Below are 13,984 nucleotides of genomic sequence, written 5' to 3' on the forward strand. Positions count from 1 at the left end.
TCGCTCGCGGTCGTGGATGCGACCTGGAAGCTACCACACGGCGTCAGGGGCTGCGGTGCCGCTCCATCAGCGATTCCTGATGGTCGCGCACGGTGTGACCCTCCTGGGGCGACGCGGTCCACTGCCCGTCGGGACCCAGTTCCCAGCACCGGGTCGAGGGGTCCAGCGCGGACTCGAACAAATCGTCCAGATAGGCCGTGAGCCGCGGATCCTTGACCTGAACCAGCGCCTCGACGCGCCGGTCTAGGTTGCGGTGCATCATGTCGGCGCTGCCGATCCAGAACTCATTGATGCGGTTGAAATGCATGATCCGCGAGTGCTCCAGGAAGCGGCCGAGGATCGATCGGACCGAGATGTTCTCCGAGAAGCCTTCTGCTCCGGGGCGCAGCGCGCAGATGCCGCGCACCACCACCTCGACCCGCACCCCCGCCCGCGACGCGCGATACAACGCGTCGATCACCTGCTCGTCGACCAGAGCGTTCATCTTCATCCGGATCCGGCCGCCGCCGTGTTCGCGGTGGGCGGCGATCTCGCGCTCGACGCGTTCGATGATGCCCGTGCGAATGCTGTGCGGGGCGACCAGAAGATTGCGGTAGGAAACCTTGCGCGAGTAGCCGGTTAGCGAATTGAACAAATCGGTCAGATCGGCCCCGATTTCGGGGGACGCCGTGAGCAGACCGACGTCCTCGTACAGCCGCGCCGTCTTTCCGTTGTAGTTGCCGGTCCCGATATGGCAGTACCGACGGATCGCCGAGCCTTCGCGGCGCACCACCAGGCAGGTCTTGCAGTGCGTCTTCAGTCCGACGTAGCCGTAGACCACGTGCACGCCCGCCTGCTCAAGTGTGCGCGCCCAGCGGATGTTGGCCTGTTCGTCGAAGCGTGCCTTGATCTCCACCATGGCCACCACTTGCTTTCCGGCCTCGGCCGCGGCGATCAGTGCCCGAACGATCGGCGAATCACCGGAGGTGCGGTACAACGTCTGCTTGATCGCCAGCACGTTGGGGTCGGCGGCGGCCTGCTCGATGAATCGCTGCACGCTGGTGGAGAACGAGTCATACGGATGATGAAGCAGCACATCGCCTTCGCGCAGCGTCGCGAAAATGCTCCGCGGTGTTTCGCGGTCGGCGAAGGCGGGGTGGGTGTCGGGAACGAATGTCGGATCCTTGAGCGCCGGCCGCTCGATCCCGTAGATCTGCCACAACGACGAAAGGTCGAGCAGGCCGGGCACTTCGATGACGTCACCGGGGTGCACGTCGAGTTCGCGCAGCAGCAGTTCGAGCATGCTTTCGGTCATGTCGTCGGCGATCTCGAGCCGCACCGGCGAACCAAAACGCCTGCGCGCCAGCTCCCGCTCCAGTGCCTGCAGCAGGTCCTCGTCGCGGTCCTCTTCAACCTCGTAGTCCGCGTTGCGGGTGATGCGGAACGCGTGATGCTCAACGATTTCCATACCCGGGAACAGTTCGGGCAAAAACGCCGCGATCAGTTCTTCCATCGGGAGATAGCGGACGATCTCCGGTCCCTCACCGTCGGCGCCGCGGATGTCGAGCTCGACGAAGCGATCGACGTTGTTCGGCACCTTGACCCGGGCGAAGTGCTGGCCCCCGTCCTCGGGCTGGCGCACCATGACCGCCAGGTTCAGGCTCAACCCGCTGACGAACGGGAATGGGTGAGCGGGGTCGACGGCCAGCGGGGTCAGGACGGGAAAGACTTGTTCGCTGAAATAAGTCGACAATTCGTCGCGCTCCGCCTGATCCAGATCGGCCCACGTGACGATGTGGATGCCTTCCTCGGCGAGCGCCGGTCGCACCGAATCGAGGAACACCCGCGCGTGCCTGGTGGCGATTCGCTGGGTCTGTTCGCCGATGACGGCCAGTTGTTCACGCGGTGTCAGCCCGTCGGCCGACCGGACGGACAGGCCCATCTCGTCGCGGCGCTTGAGGCCGGCGACCCGCACCATGTAGAACTCGTCGAGATTGGACGCGAAGATCGCCAGGAACTTCGCGCGCTCCAGCAGCGGCAGCGAGTTGTCGTCGGCCAGCGCGAGCACGCGCGCGTTGAAGTCCAGCCAGCTCAGTTCGCGGTTGAGGTAGCGGTCCTCGGGCAGCTCGTCGGAGATCGCGGCGGGGGTCGCGGCCGGCGGTGCGGCCACGTCGGCCTCGCCGGAGTGCCATGTGGTCTCGTCGGGCCGTGCCTCGGCTTCGGTTTCGGTCACCATGCGATCATTGCTCATCACCCGCTGGTGCTGCTAGCGCTCGGCGGACATCCATTCGCAGTTGGCGCGCCGTTCATCGCTCGTACAGATTTGCTGTGACGGGTTTTCGTTACTGCTGCGCTCGCACTATTTGATGGCGCGGGCGGTCGCCGCGCCGACTCCGAGACGACGCGCGGCCACCAGGTCGGCGGGGGTATCGACATCGCAGCGCAGGCCGGGCCACGCGCCCGTCAGCTCGATCGCGCCCGAACGCCGGTGCCGCGCGCACGAATCCGGGCCGAACTGCGGATCCAGCGCGGCGCCGAACGCGCAGAGGGCGGCGGTTCCGGTGGCCAGCCGGTCGGCGACGAAGCTGCGCCGGTGCTGGCGCGCGGCGGCGATCGCCTCGGCCAACTCCTGGGTCTGCAGCGCCGGCAGATCACCTTGCAGCACAACGACATTGGTGAAGGCCCGGGCCACCGCTCGTTCGGCCGCGACGATCGCGCTGTTCAGCGGGTCGCGGTCGCCCTCGGGCGTCGGGTCGGCCAGCACGGCGGCCCCGAGTTCGGCCGCCGCGGCCGCCGCGGCGTCGTCGGGCGTGACGACGGTGATCGAGCCCAGCGCCTCGACACCCGACGCGGCGGTCAAGGTGTCGACCAGCATGGCCAGCACTACCTTTTCCCGCCGCGGCGCCGAGAACACCGGGGCCAGGCGGGTCTTGGCGGCGGCCAGCCGCTTGACGGCGATGATCAACGCGACGTCACCCGCGCCGTCGTCCGCCCCCTCGGCCCGTGTGCCGCTCATCCCGCCATCCTGCCAGCGCGACCGCGGCGACCCGGCGTCGCGGTAGCGTGATCCGCGTTGACGACGCAACCGTTCGGACAGGGGTGACAGATGGCGGGCACAGACGGCGCCGTTGCGGTGATGGGCGCCGGTGCCTGGGGCACGGCGCTGGCCAAGGTGCTCGCTGACGCCGGTGGAGAAGTCGTGCTGTGGGCGCGGCGCTCCGACGTCGCCGACGAGATCAACGACACCCGATATAACCCCGCCTATCTGCCCGGCACGCTGTTGCCGCCCGGCATCCGCGCCACCACCGACGCGAGCGAGGCCCTGGCCGGCGCGACGACGGTGCTGCTCGGCGTGCCGGCGCAGACGATGCGCGGCAACCTCGAACGGTGGGCGCCGTTGGTGGCCGACGGCGCGACCCTGGTCAGCCTGGCCAAGGGCATCGAGCTGGGCACCCTCATGCGGATGAGCCAGGTGATCGTTTCGGTGACCGGCGTGGATGCCGCACAGGTCGCGGTCATCTCGGGCCCGAACCTGGCCAGTGAGATCGCCCAGTGCCAGCCCACCGCCACGGTCGTCGCATGCAGCGATTCCGGCCGCGCGGTCGCGGTGCAGCGCATGCTCAACAGCGGCTACTTCCGTCCCTATACCAACAGCGACGTGGTCGGCACCGAGATCGGCGGGGCGTGCAAGAACGTCATCGCGCTCGCCTGCGGGATGGCGGCCGGCGTCGGCCTCGGCGAAAACACCGCCGCGGCGATCATCACCCGCGGCCTGGCGGAGATCATGCGGTTGGGGATAGCGCTCGGCGCCAAGGGGGCGACGCTGGCCGGGCTGGCCGGCGTCGGAGACCTGGTGGCCACCTGCACCTCGCCGCACTCGCGCAACCGGTCGTTCGGCGAATGCCTGGGCCGCGGCGGGACCCTGGAGTCGGCCACGCAGGCGGGGGAGGGGCACGTCGTCGAGGGCGTGACGTCCTGCGAGGCGGTGCTGGCGCTGGCGTCCAGCTACGACGTCGAGATGCCGCTCACCGAAGCCGTGCACCGGGTGTGTCACAAGGGATTGTCGGTGGAGGAGGCGATGGCGCTGCTGCTGGGCCGCAGCACCAAGCCCGAATGAGACGCCCCGGCGGGCGAAAGCCCAGGTGGCGGTGCGGTGCCCGGCCCAGGCGCGTCGGTACCGGTAGCCTCTCCAGGTTGTGAATGCCAGCGAGCGCGTGCGCGTGGCCGTCGTGTTCGGCGGGCGCAGCAACGAGCACGCCATCTCGTGCGTGTCGGCGGGCAGCATTCTGCGCAACCTCGACCCGCAGCGCTTCGAGGTGATCGCGATCGGCATCACCCCGCAGGGTTCGTGGGTGCTCACCGACGGTGACCCGGACGCGCTGGCGATCACCGATCGGCGGTTGCCGGAGGTGACCGCCGAGTCGGGCACCGAGCTGGCCCTGCCGGCGGATCCTGGGCGCGGCGGTGAGCTGGTTTCGCTTTCGCCGGGCGCCGGCGAGGTTTTGACGGCGGTCGACGTGGTGTTTCCGGTGTTGCACGGCCCCTACGGCGAGGACGGCACGATCCAGGGGCTGCTCGAACTCGCCGGGGTGCCCTATGTCGGCGCCGGGGTGTTGGCCAGCGCCGCGGGCATGGACAAGGAGTTCATGAAGAAGCTCCTTGTAGCCGAGGGACTTCCGGTCGGTCCGCACGCGGTGCTGCGCGCGCCGCGGGCGGCGCTGAACCTCGACGAGCGCGAGCGCCTGGGCCTGCCGGTGTTCGTCAAGCCCGCGCGCGGCGGCTCCTCGATCGGCGTCGGCCGGGTCCCGAGTTGGGACGAGCTGCCCGCCGCGGTCGCGAACGCCCGCCGGCACGATCCGAAGGTGATCGTCGAGGCGGCGATCAACGGTCGCGAGCTGGAGTGCGGCGTCCTCGAAATGCCCGACGGCACAGTGCAAGCCAGCACGGTCGGCGAGATCCGGGTGGCCGGGGTGCGGGGCCGCGAGGACTCGTTCTACGACTTCGCGACGAAATACCTCGAGGACGCAGCCGAATTGGACGTGCCCGCGAAGGTCGAGGACGACATCGCCGACGCCGTGCGCCAATTGGCGATCCGGGCGTTCAAGGCCATCGACTGCCAGGGCCTGGCCCGGGTCGACTTCTTCCTCACCGAAAACGGACCGATCATCAACGAAATCAACACGATGCCGGGTTTCACGACCACCTCGATGTACCCGCGGATGTGGGCGGCCAGCGGGGTCGACTATCCCACCCTGCTCGCGATCATGGTCGAGACGGCGTTGGCGCGGGGCGTGGGTCTGCGCTGACTCGTGGCGATCGCAAGCGCGGCGTAGCCGGGCGCGGCGGGTCGCCACCATTGGGTCAGCGCGCGGGGCCCGGGTCGATCGGCACGGCGGCCATGGCGTGGTCGATCGCTTCGGAGAGCTGCTGGATGGGCGTCGGTCCCGATCCCGCGGGCAGCGTGAGCGCCACGTATACCGGCCGGTCGACCGTGTACCAGGTGGCCCGCCCGGCCTCACCCGCGGATTGCGGGCCGGCTGCCACCTCGAACCACTGCACCCGATCGACGACCTGGATCGGTGACCCCACCACGAACTCGGCGGGGCGGTCGAGCCCGCAGCGCAACACCACCGGCTGGCTGTCGGGCGAGGTCCGCCAGGCCGCCGCGCCGTCGGGCGCCGGCTGCGCCAGCTGCGCGCGTTGATAGTCCCCGAGCCGCTGCGGTAGCGCATCCGCCAGCGCCCGGCACGCGGCGCTGTTCGCCTGGGGCGCGGGGAAGGCCGCGACGGTCACCGGTTGGGGCGGCGCCTGGCGGGTGGCCGCGATGGCCAGGATCACGCCGATCGCCACGACGGCCAGCGCCACCGCCGCGATCATCACGGCGCGCGGTGGTCCGGTATCGGTAGCTGGGCCGCTTGCGGGGTCGGTCGTCACCGCCCGCGCACCTCCTTGCTTCTCTTACACTGGCGCGGTCCGCTCGCGCGGGCAGGGATCTAACTTACCGCAGGTCGGGCGGCGTACGGTGGCGCGGGACGGGCGAGGAGGTGGCGTGCGCGACGACACATCGGGGGAGTTCCCCACGCTGGCGCGGCTCGGAGAATTCGCGGTCATCGATCGGCTGGTGCGCGGCCGCCAACAACCCGACGCGGTGCTGCTCGGGCCCGGCGATGACGCGGCGTTGGTGACGGCGGGCGACGGTCGCACCCTGGTTTCGACCGATGTCCTGGTGCAGGACCGGCACTTTCGGCTGGACTGGTCGACGCCCCGCGACGTCGGCCGCAAAGCAATCGCCCAGAACGCCGCCGACATCGAGGCGATGGGCGGGCGGGCCACGGCCTTCGTCGTCGGCTTCGCGGCGCCCGGCGACACGCCGGCCGCGCAGGTCGACGCGCTGGTCGACGGGATGTGGGACGAGGCGGGCCGGATCGGCGCCGGCATCGCCGGCGGCGACCTGGTCAGTGCCCCGCAGTGGGTGCTGTCGGTGACGGTGCTGGGCGACCTCGAGGGCCGCACCGCCGTATTGCGGTCCGGCGCGAAGCCCGGCTCGGCGGTCGCGGTCGCCGGTGAGCTGGGCCGCTCCGCGGCGGGATATTCGTTGTGGGAGAAAGGCATTGAGGGTTTCGAGGGGCTGCGGCGCCGCCACCTGGTGCCGGAGCCGCCCTATGGGCAGGGCGCGGTGGCCGCGGCGGCGGGCGCGCAGGCGATGATCGACGTCTCCGACGGCCTGATCGCCGACCTGCGCCACGTCGCGGAGGCGTCCGGGGTGGGAATCGACCTGTCCACCGCGCCGCTGGCCTCGGACCGCGACGCACTGGCCGCCGCCGGGCACGTGGCAGGCGAGGACCCCCTGGCGTGGGTGCTGGGCGGCGGCGAGGACCACGCCCTGGCCGCGTGTTTCGCCGGCCGGGTGCCGGCGGGGTGGCGCGTCATCGGCCGCGTGCTCGACGGGCCGGCCCGGATGCTCGTCGACGGCGCGGAGTGGAGCGGTTACGCGGGGTGGCAGTCGTATTAGGGTGACGCGGTGACCGTCTACGCCATCGCCCAGCTGAAGTTCACCGACCGGGCGGCCTACGACCGTTACCAGGCGAGGTTCATGGAGGTCTTCCGTCGGCACCCGGGAGCGCTGCTCGCCGCCGATGAGTCGCCGAAGGTCGCCGAGGGCCAGTGGGACCGCGAGAAGCTGGTGTTGATGCGCTTTCCCGACGAGGCGGCCTTTTACACGTTCGTGCAATCTCCCGAATACGAGGAGATCGCGAAGGACCGGCGGGCGGGGGCCGACACGGTGGTGCTGCTCGTGCAAGGGCTGCAATGACCGCGCGCCCGTTGAGCGAGCTCGTCGAGCCGGGCTGGGCCACCGCGCTCAAGCCCGTCAGCGACCAGGTCGCCCGGATGGGGCAGTTCCTGCGCGACGAGATCGCCGCGGGTCGCCGGTACCTGCCGGCGGGACCAAACGTGTTGCGCGCCTTCACCTATCCGTTCGATGGCGTCAGGGTGCTGATCGTCGGGCAGGATCCCTACCCGACGCCCGGGCACGCCGTGGGCCTCAGCTTCTCGGTGGCGCCCGACGTGCGGCCGCTGCCACGTAGCCTGGCCAACATCTTCGACGAGTACGCCGCCGACCTGGGCCACCCCCAGCCGGTGTGCGGAGACCTGACGCCCTGGGCCGAGCGCGGTGTGATGCTGCTGAACAGGGTGCTCACGGTGCGGCCCAACAACCCGGCGTCGCACCGCGGCAAGGGTTGGGAGGCGGTGACCGAGTGCGCGATTCGCGCGCTGGCCGAGCGGTCGCTGCCGCTGGTCGCCATCCTGTGGGGCCGCGACGCGTCGACGCTGAAACCCATTCTGGCGGAGGGCAATTGCGTGGCGATCGAGTCGCCGCACCCGTCGCCGCTGTCGGCGTCCCGCGGCTTTTTCGGCTCGCGCCCGTTCAGCCGCGCCAACGAACTGCTGACGCAAATGGGCGCCGACCCGATCGATTGGCGGCTGCCGTGACCGAGATGACCGCTTTGCGCGCGCACCGCCGGGGCGGCCCGGAGGTGCTGGTCGTCGAGCGCGCGCCCGTCCCGGTCCCCGCTGCCGGCGAGGTCTTGGTCGCGGTGCACGCGGCGGCGATCACGTTCGACGAGCTGACCTGGGACGAGACGTGGACTACCGACGGCGTCAGCCGGATCCCGGTCATCCCGTCGCACGAGGTGTCCGGCGTGGTGTCCGAGATCGCCTCGGGCGTAACAGATTTCAAGCCCGGCGACGAAGTGTACGGATTGGTCGGATTCGATCGCGACGGCGCGGCGGCCGAATACGTCGCGGTGCCGGCCGCCGACCTGGCCGCCAAGCCGTCGACGGTGTCGCATGCTAGTGCGGCCGCGCTGCCGATGGGCGGGCTGACCGCCCTGCAGGCCCTGGTTGACCACGCCGCGGTGCAGCCTGGGGAGGAGGTCCTGGTGCACGGCGGGGCGGGCGGGGTGGGGCTGCTGACGGTCCAACTGGCCGCGATCCTCGGGGCGCGGGTCACCGCGACCGTGCGCAGCGATGCCGGCGAGCTCCTGCGCGGTGTGGGTGCCGCACGCGTAATCGACGTTCGCTCAGAAGCTTTCGACGAAGGCGCCGCCGCCTACGACGTCGTCATCGACACCGTCGGCGGCGAGACCTTGGACCGATCCTTCGGCGTGCTGCGTCGCGGTGGACGGTTGGTCACCTTGTCGGCGCCCCCGCCCGACGGCAAGGCCGACGAATATGGCATCACCGCAACGTTCTTCATCGTCACGCCCAATGGGGATCAGCTTGCCGAACTTGCCGCGCTCGTTGACAGCGGGCGGCTGCACCTCGAAATCGCCGGGACGTTTCCCCTGGCGAAGGGACGGGAGGCGTTCGAAAGCGGGCGTATGCCCGGCCGGCGCGCGGGCAAGACCGTCATCGTCGTTCGCGACTGACGATACGGCCTCGCTCAGCTAGCCGCGGACGACCTTGCCGGCCTTGATGCAGGACGTGCAGACGTTCAGCCGCTTCTTGTTGCCACCCGGGCGGGTCACGACGTGCACGGTCTGAACGTTGGGGTCCCACCGGCGGCTGGTGCGGCGGTGGGAGTGCGACACCGACTTGCCGAAGCCGGGGCCTTTCCCGCAGATATCGCACACAGCGGCCATCGTTCAAGCTCCTCAAATGATCGGGGTCCGGCTCGGCGGTCTGGCTAGGGCCGGGGCAGCCCGGAATGACTCGGGCCAGCCCAGGATACCGACTGACATGGGCAACCACCAAAACGATCAACACCTGGCCGGCGACGCGGCCCCGGCATTGTCGCCCGCTCTGGCTAGGCTCGATGGGTCGGCGCGTTCAGGCAGAGGGCGCGCCGCCGTGGCCGGCCGCTGGGAGGCTCCGAGGGAGGTGGGTCGCTTGGGCACGTCAGAGGCGCTGCTGGACGCCCCTGCCCTGCGGAACTGGGCCCACACCGCCGTCAGCGACCTGATCACCCACATCGACGAGATCAACCGGCTCAACGTCTTCCCGGTCGCCGACTCCGACACGGGTGCGAACATGCTGTTCACCATGCGTTCCGCGCTGGCGGAGGCTTCGGTAGGAGCGGGTGCGGACGGCGGGGACGGGTGTGTGGCGCGGGTGGCGGCGGCCCTGTCGGCCGGTGCATTGAACGGCGCGCGCGGCAATTCCGGGGTGATATTGTCGCAAATCCTGCGCGGCATCGCCGATGTCACCGCGGCCGCGGCGGCCGACGCCGGCGGCGAGCTGCCCCACATGGACGCCGCCATGCTCGGGGCCGCGTTGCGGCGCGGCGTGGAGCTGGTCATCGCGTCGATGGGCGGCGCCGAAGTCCCGGGAACCATCGTCTCGGTGTTGCGGGCTGCCGCCGAGGCCGTCGAGGGTTGCGCCGACGAGGGACTGTCCGCCGCGATCACCGCCGCGGGCGATGCGGCGGTTATCGCGCTGGAAAAGACCCCCGAGCAGCTCGACGTCCTTGCCCACGCCGGTGCCGTGGACGCCGGCGGGCGTGGCCTGCTCGTGCTGCTGGACGCGCTGCGCTGCGCCGTCAGCGGTCAGGCGCCCCGCCGCGCGGTGTACGCGCCGTCGCCGCGGGCGCACCGGCCGGAAGCGGCCGCCGAACAACCGGCGCCGCAGTTCGAGGTGATGTACCGGCTGGACGGCTGCGATTCCGCGGCCGCGGACGCGCTGCGCAATCGCCTCGAGAGCCTCGGGGAATCCGTGGCCATCGCCGCGGCGGCCGCGCAGGAATCCACCGACAGCTACTCCGTGCACGTGCACACCGACGACGCCGGCGCCGCCGTCGAGGCGGGACTGGCCGCCGGGCGCCTCAGCCGCATCGTCATCTCGGCGCTGACCTCCGGTGCCACCGGGATTCCCGCCGGCGGCTGGACGCGCGAACGCGCGGTGCTGGCGGTCGTGGACGGCGACGGCGCCGCCGAGCTGTTCTCCGGCGAGGGCGCCTGCGTGCTGCGGCCCGATCCGGACATCGGCGACATCAGCGCCCACCAGCTGGTGCGGGCCGTCGTCGACACCGGCGCCGCCCAGGTGATGGTGCTGCCCAACGGGTATGTGGCCGCCGAGGAGTTGGTGGCCGGCTGCACGGCGGCTATCGGGTGGGGGATCGACGTGGTGCCTATCCCGACGGGCTCGATGGTGCAGGGGCTGGCCGCACTGGCCGTGCACGATGCGGACCGGCAGGCGGTCGACGACGGCTTCACCATGGCCCGCGCCGCCGGCGCGGCCCGGCACGCGTCGGTGCGGGTCGCCACCGAGAGCGCGTTGACCTGGGCCGGTCGCTGCCAGCCGGGCGACGGCCTGGGCATCGCGGGCGACGAGGTGCTCATCGTGGCCGCCGACGTGGCCGGGGCGGCGATCGGCCTGCTCGACCTGCTGCTGGCATCCGGGGGCGACCTGGTGACGGTGCTGATCGGCTCCGGCATCGACGATCAGGCCGCCGCCGCGGTAGGCGACGTCCTGCAGGACCACGTGCACGACCACCATCCGGGGACCGAGCTGATGACCTACCGCACCGGCCACCGCGGCGACGTCCTGCTGATCGGGGTCGAGTAGCCGTGGCGTCGCTTTCCGACCGGCTGACCTTCGTCGTAGGCGGCAAGGTGGTCAAGCTGCTCGACGAGATATTCGGCATCCGGACCGTTGACGATCTCCTGCGCCACTATCCGCGTGGCTACTCCGAAGGCGCGAGCCTGTGGGGCTTCGGCGACGAGCGGCCCGAGGAGGGCGAGCACATCACCATCGTCGACGTCATCACGGATGCCTTCACGAAGTCGATGAACAAGGACCCGAAGAAGAAGTACTGCCGCATCACCGTTGGCAGCGGCCGCAACAAGGTGACGGCGACGTTTTTCAACGCCGGCTGGATCAGCAAGGAGCTGACCAAGCACACCAAGGTGATGTTGTCCGGGGAAGTCGGTTACTACAAGGGCACGATGCAGTTCACGCATCCCGCCTTCCTCATCCTCGATTCGCCGGACGGCAAGGCGCACGGCACCAAGTCGCTGGCGAAAATCGCAGGCGCGTCACGAGCCAGCACGGCCGAAGAGGTCGTAGATGCGTACGAACGTCGCTTCTTCGCGATCTATCCCGCCAGCGCGAAATTGCAGAGTTGGGACATCTTCGCGACCGTCCGCCAGGTGCTCGACGTCCTCGATCCGGTGCCCGATCCGCTGCCTGAAGACCTGCGAGAGCAACTCGGTTTGATCTCCGAGGACGAGGCGCTGCGGGCAATCCATCTCTCCGAGGACGAGCGCGAACGACAAAGGGCGCGTGAGCGATTGACCTTCGACGAGGCCGTCGGCCTGCAGTGGGCGCTGGTCGCCCGCCGGCACGGCGAGCTGTCGCAATCCGGCCCCCCGGCACCGCGACGCGAGGACGGCCTGGCCGCGGAGTTGTTGCGGCGGTTGCCCTTCGAGCTGACGGCGGGGCAGCGCGAGGTGCTCGCCGTGCTGTCCGACGGGCTGGCGGCGACCCGCCCGATGAACCGCCTGCTGCAGGGCGAGGTCGGCTCGGGCAAGACGATCGTGTCGGTGCTGGCGATGCTGCAGATGGTCGACGCGGGCTACCAGTGTGCGCTGCTGGCGCCCACGGAAGTCCTTGCCGCGCAACACCTCCGGTCGATCCGCGATGTCCTCGGCGAGTTGGCGATGGCGGGCCAGCTGGGCGGGGCGGACAACGCGACGCGGGTGGCGCTGCTGACCGGCTCGATGACCGCGGCGCAGAAGAAGCAGGTCCGCGATGAGGTCGCGAGCGGTCAGGTCGGCATCGTCATCGGCACCCACGCGTTGCTGCAGGACGCGGTGAACTTCCACAACCTGGGCATGGTGGTGGTCGACGAGCAGCACCGGTTCGGTGTCGAGCAGCGGGATCAGTTGCGCGCCAAGGCTCCCGCGGGGATCACGCCGCACCTGCTGGTGATGACCGCGACGCCGATACCGCGGACCGTCGCGCTCACGGTGTACGGCGATCTGGAGACCTCGACGCTGCGCGAGCTCCCGCGCGGGCGCCGGCCGATCGCCACCAACGTCATCTTCATTGGCGACAAGCCCACCTGGCTCGAGCGTGCCTGGCATCGCATCATCGAGGAGGTCTCCGCGGGCCGCCAGGTCTATGTGGTGGCGCCGCGAATCGACGAGACCGACGACCCGGAAAAGGAAAAGGAAAAGGAGGAGGGCCGTCGTCCGTCGGCGACCGCGGTGGGGCTGTTCGACCGATTGCGCTCCGGGGAGCTGGCGGACCTGCGGCTGGCCCTGATGCACGGGCGGTTGTCGGCCGACGAGAAGGACGCCGCGATGGCCGCCTTCCGGGCGGGTGACGTCGATGTCCTCGTGTGCACCACCGTCATTGAGGTCGGTGTCGACGTCCCCAACGCCACGATCATGCTGGTGATGGACGCCGACCGGTTCGGCATCAGCCAGCTGCATCAGCTGCGCGGCCGCATCGGGCGGGGCGAGCATCCGAGCCTGTGCCTGCTGGCCAGCTGGGTCGCGGCGGATTCGCAGGCCGGCCGGCGGCTGCGTGCCGTGGCCGAGACCATGGACGGCTTCGCCCTCGCCGACCTGGATCTCAAGGAACGCCGCGAGGGAGATGTGCTGGGCCGCAACCAATCCGGCAGGGCCGTGACGTTGCGGCTGCTGTCGCTGGCCGATCACGGAACGTACATCGAGGCCGCCCGCGACTACTGCGTGCGGACCTACGAGCGGGATCCGGCCAACCCCGAATTGGCCCTGCTGGCGGCGCGTTTCACCGACACCGACCGGATTGAATACTTGGACAAGGCGTGAACCGGAAGCTGCTGCTGTGGTTGTCGGCGGCCGCGGTGCTCGCGGTGCTGGTTGCCTACCAGACGCTGGGGTCGCTCTCGGCCAAGCATGCGGAGGTCGCCGCCCGCGCCGACGTCCCCACGGTGCAACCCGGCACCGATGTGCTCGCGGGCGTCGCGGTGCTGCCGGAGCGGGCCCACCGCTATGACTACCGCCGCGCGGCGTTCGGCGACGCCTGGGACGACAACAACGACGCCCCGCTCGGGCACAACGGGTGTGACACCCGCGACGACATCCTGGACCGCGACCTCGTCGACAAGACCTACGTCTCGATCAAGCGGTGCCCGAACGCGGTGGCGACCGGCACCCTGCACGACCCGTACACCAACACCACCGTGATATTTCAGCGCGGCGCCAAGGTCGGCGAGGCGGTGCAGATCGACCACATCGTCCCGCTGGCCTACGCCTGGGACATGGGGGCGTACGGCTGGCCGCTTCCCGAGCGGCTGCGCTTCGCGAACGATCCGGCCAACCTGCTGGCCGTCGAGGGCCAGGCCAACCAGGATAAGGGCGATTCGCCGCCGGCCCAGTGGATGCCGCCGAACGCCGCGTTCGCGTGCCAGTACGCGATGCAGTTCATCGCCGTGCTGCGCGGTTACCAGTTGCCGATCGACCAGCCGTCGGCGGGGGTGCTGCGGCAGGCCGCGGCCACCTGCCCGGCGGGGTAGCCC

13 protein-coding genes are annotated in these 13,984 nt (G+C 70.3%); 9 read left to right on the forward strand and 4 right to left on the reverse strand.

Features of this window, described 5'->3' with window-relative positions:
• Nucleotides 1-43: 43 nt before the first annotated feature.
• Both AC5Y4S_RS04660 and cofC read right to left on the reverse strand, forming a co-directional pair.
• Complete coding sequence (locus AC5Y4S_RS04660) at nt 44-2,233, reverse strand: RNA degradosome polyphosphate kinase (protein ID WP_500030339.1); 2,190 nt, start codon at nt 2,231-2,233, stop codon at nt 44-46.
• 105 nt (nt 2,234-2,338) lie between these two features.
• The gene (gene cofC, locus AC5Y4S_RS04665; RefSeq protein ID WP_500030341.1) at nt 2,339-2,995 is read right to left on the reverse strand and encodes a 2-phospho-L-lactate guanylyltransferase; all 657 of its coding nucleotides are present in this window, start codon (nt 2,993-2,995) and stop codon (nt 2,339-2,341) included.
• 90 nt (nt 2,996-3,085) lie between these two features.
• Between cofC and AC5Y4S_RS04670 the strand changes: the two genes are divergently transcribed.
• Both AC5Y4S_RS04670 and AC5Y4S_RS04675 read left to right on the forward strand, forming a co-directional pair.
• Complete coding sequence (locus AC5Y4S_RS04670; RefSeq protein ID WP_500030343.1) at nt 3,086-4,096, forward strand: NAD(P)H-dependent glycerol-3-phosphate dehydrogenase; 1,011 nt, start codon at nt 3,086-3,088, stop codon at nt 4,094-4,096.
• A 79-nt stretch (nt 4,097-4,175) separates the two neighbouring features.
• Nucleotides 4,176-5,285 carry a D-alanine--D-alanine ligase family protein gene (locus AC5Y4S_RS04675; RefSeq protein ID WP_500030348.1) on the forward strand — a complete coding sequence of 370 codons (1,110 nt, stop codon included), beginning with the start codon at nt 4,176-4,178 and terminating at the stop codon, nt 5,283-5,285.
• Between the two features lie 55 nt (nt 5,286-5,340).
• Here AC5Y4S_RS04675 and AC5Y4S_RS04680 read toward each other — a convergent pair whose 3' ends face one another.
• A complete protein-coding gene (locus tag AC5Y4S_RS04680; RefSeq protein WP_500032155.1) occupies nt 5,341-5,856 on the reverse strand; it encodes a DUF3515 domain-containing protein in 516 nt (171 codons plus the stop codon).
• 172 nt (nt 5,857-6,028) lie between these two features.
• On the opposite strand from AC5Y4S_RS04680, the gene AC5Y4S_RS04685 reads away from it, so the two are divergent.
• Genes AC5Y4S_RS04685 through AC5Y4S_RS04700 form a run of 4 tightly spaced genes read left to right on the forward strand, consistent with a single transcriptional unit; the run spans nt 6,029 to nt 8,909 of the window.
• Nucleotides 6,029-6,991, forward strand: coding sequence for a thiamine-phosphate kinase (locus tag AC5Y4S_RS04685; RefSeq protein WP_500030351.1), 963 nt, complete (start codon nt 6,029-6,031; stop codon nt 6,989-6,991).
• A 9-nt stretch (nt 6,992-7,000) separates the two neighbouring features.
• A complete protein-coding gene (locus AC5Y4S_RS04690; protein WP_500030353.1) occupies nt 7,001-7,291 on the forward strand; it encodes a DUF1330 domain-containing protein in 291 nt (96 codons plus the stop codon).
• Complete coding sequence (locus AC5Y4S_RS04695) at nt 7,288-7,971, forward strand: uracil-DNA glycosylase (protein ID WP_500030356.1); 684 nt, start codon at nt 7,288-7,290, stop codon at nt 7,969-7,971. Before AC5Y4S_RS04690 ends, AC5Y4S_RS04695 begins: the two co-directional genes overlap by 4 nt.
• Nucleotides 7,972-7,976: 5 nt before the next feature.
• On the forward strand, nt 7,977-8,909 hold the full coding sequence (locus AC5Y4S_RS04700) for an NADP-dependent oxidoreductase (protein WP_500032157.1): 933 nt from the start codon (nt 7,977-7,979) through the stop codon (nt 8,907-8,909).
• A gap of 18 nt (nt 8,910-8,927) precedes the next feature.
• On the opposite strand, the gene rpmB is transcribed toward AC5Y4S_RS04700, so the two are convergent.
• Complete coding sequence (rpmB, locus tag AC5Y4S_RS04705) at nt 8,928-9,122, reverse strand: 50S ribosomal protein L28 (protein ID WP_066930307.1); 195 nt, start codon at nt 9,120-9,122, stop codon at nt 8,928-8,930.
• A gap of 247 nt (nt 9,123-9,369) precedes the next feature.
• Here rpmB and AC5Y4S_RS04710 point away from each other — a divergent pair, with 247 nt between their 5' ends.
• The 3 genes from AC5Y4S_RS04710 to AC5Y4S_RS04720 are packed head-to-tail and all read left to right on the forward strand — an operon-like array spanning nt 9,370 to nt 13,981.
• Complete coding sequence (locus tag AC5Y4S_RS04710; protein WP_500030358.1) at nt 9,370-11,043, forward strand: DAK2 domain-containing protein; 1,674 nt, start codon at nt 9,370-9,372, stop codon at nt 11,041-11,043.
• A gap of 2 nt (nt 11,044-11,045) precedes the next feature.
• On the forward strand, nt 11,046-13,274 hold the full coding sequence (recG, locus tag AC5Y4S_RS04715; RefSeq protein WP_500030361.1) for an ATP-dependent DNA helicase RecG: 2,229 nt from the start codon (nt 11,046-11,048) through the stop codon (nt 13,272-13,274).
• Nucleotides 13,271-13,981, forward strand: coding sequence for an HNH endonuclease family protein (locus AC5Y4S_RS04720; RefSeq protein ID WP_500030362.1), 711 nt, complete (start codon nt 13,271-13,273; stop codon nt 13,979-13,981). Before recG ends, AC5Y4S_RS04720 begins: the two co-directional genes overlap by 4 nt.
• Nucleotides 13,982-13,984: the final 3 nt, after the last annotated feature.

The sequence above is a fragment of the Mycobacterium sp. NGS64 genome (assembly GCF_059812245.1).

What these genes read in the sequence shown, in the direction of transcription:
- cofC (WP_500030341.1), bottom strand. Translation starts at nt 2,995, where the DNA reads ATGAGCGGCACACGGGCCGAGGGGGCGGACGACGGCGCGGGTGACGTC.
- AC5Y4S_RS04670 (WP_500030343.1), top strand. Translation starts at nt 3,086, where the DNA reads ATGGCGGGCACAGACGGCGCCGTTGCGGTGATGGGCGCCGGTGCCTGG.
- AC5Y4S_RS04680 (WP_500032155.1), bottom strand. Translation starts at nt 5,856, where the DNA reads ATGATCGCGGCGGTGGCGCTGGCCGTCGTGGCGATCGGCGTGATCCTG.
- AC5Y4S_RS04695 (WP_500030356.1), top strand. Translation starts at nt 7,288, where the DNA reads ATGACCGCGCGCCCGTTGAGCGAGCTCGTCGAGCCGGGCTGGGCCACC.
- rpmB (WP_066930307.1), bottom strand. Translation starts at nt 9,122, where the DNA reads ATGGCCGCTGTGTGCGATATCTGCGGGAAAGGCCCCGGCTTCGGCAAG.
- AC5Y4S_RS04700 (WP_500032157.1), top strand. Translation starts at nt 7,977, where the DNA reads ATGACCGCTTTGCGCGCGCACCGCCGGGGCGGCCCGGAGGTGCTGGTC.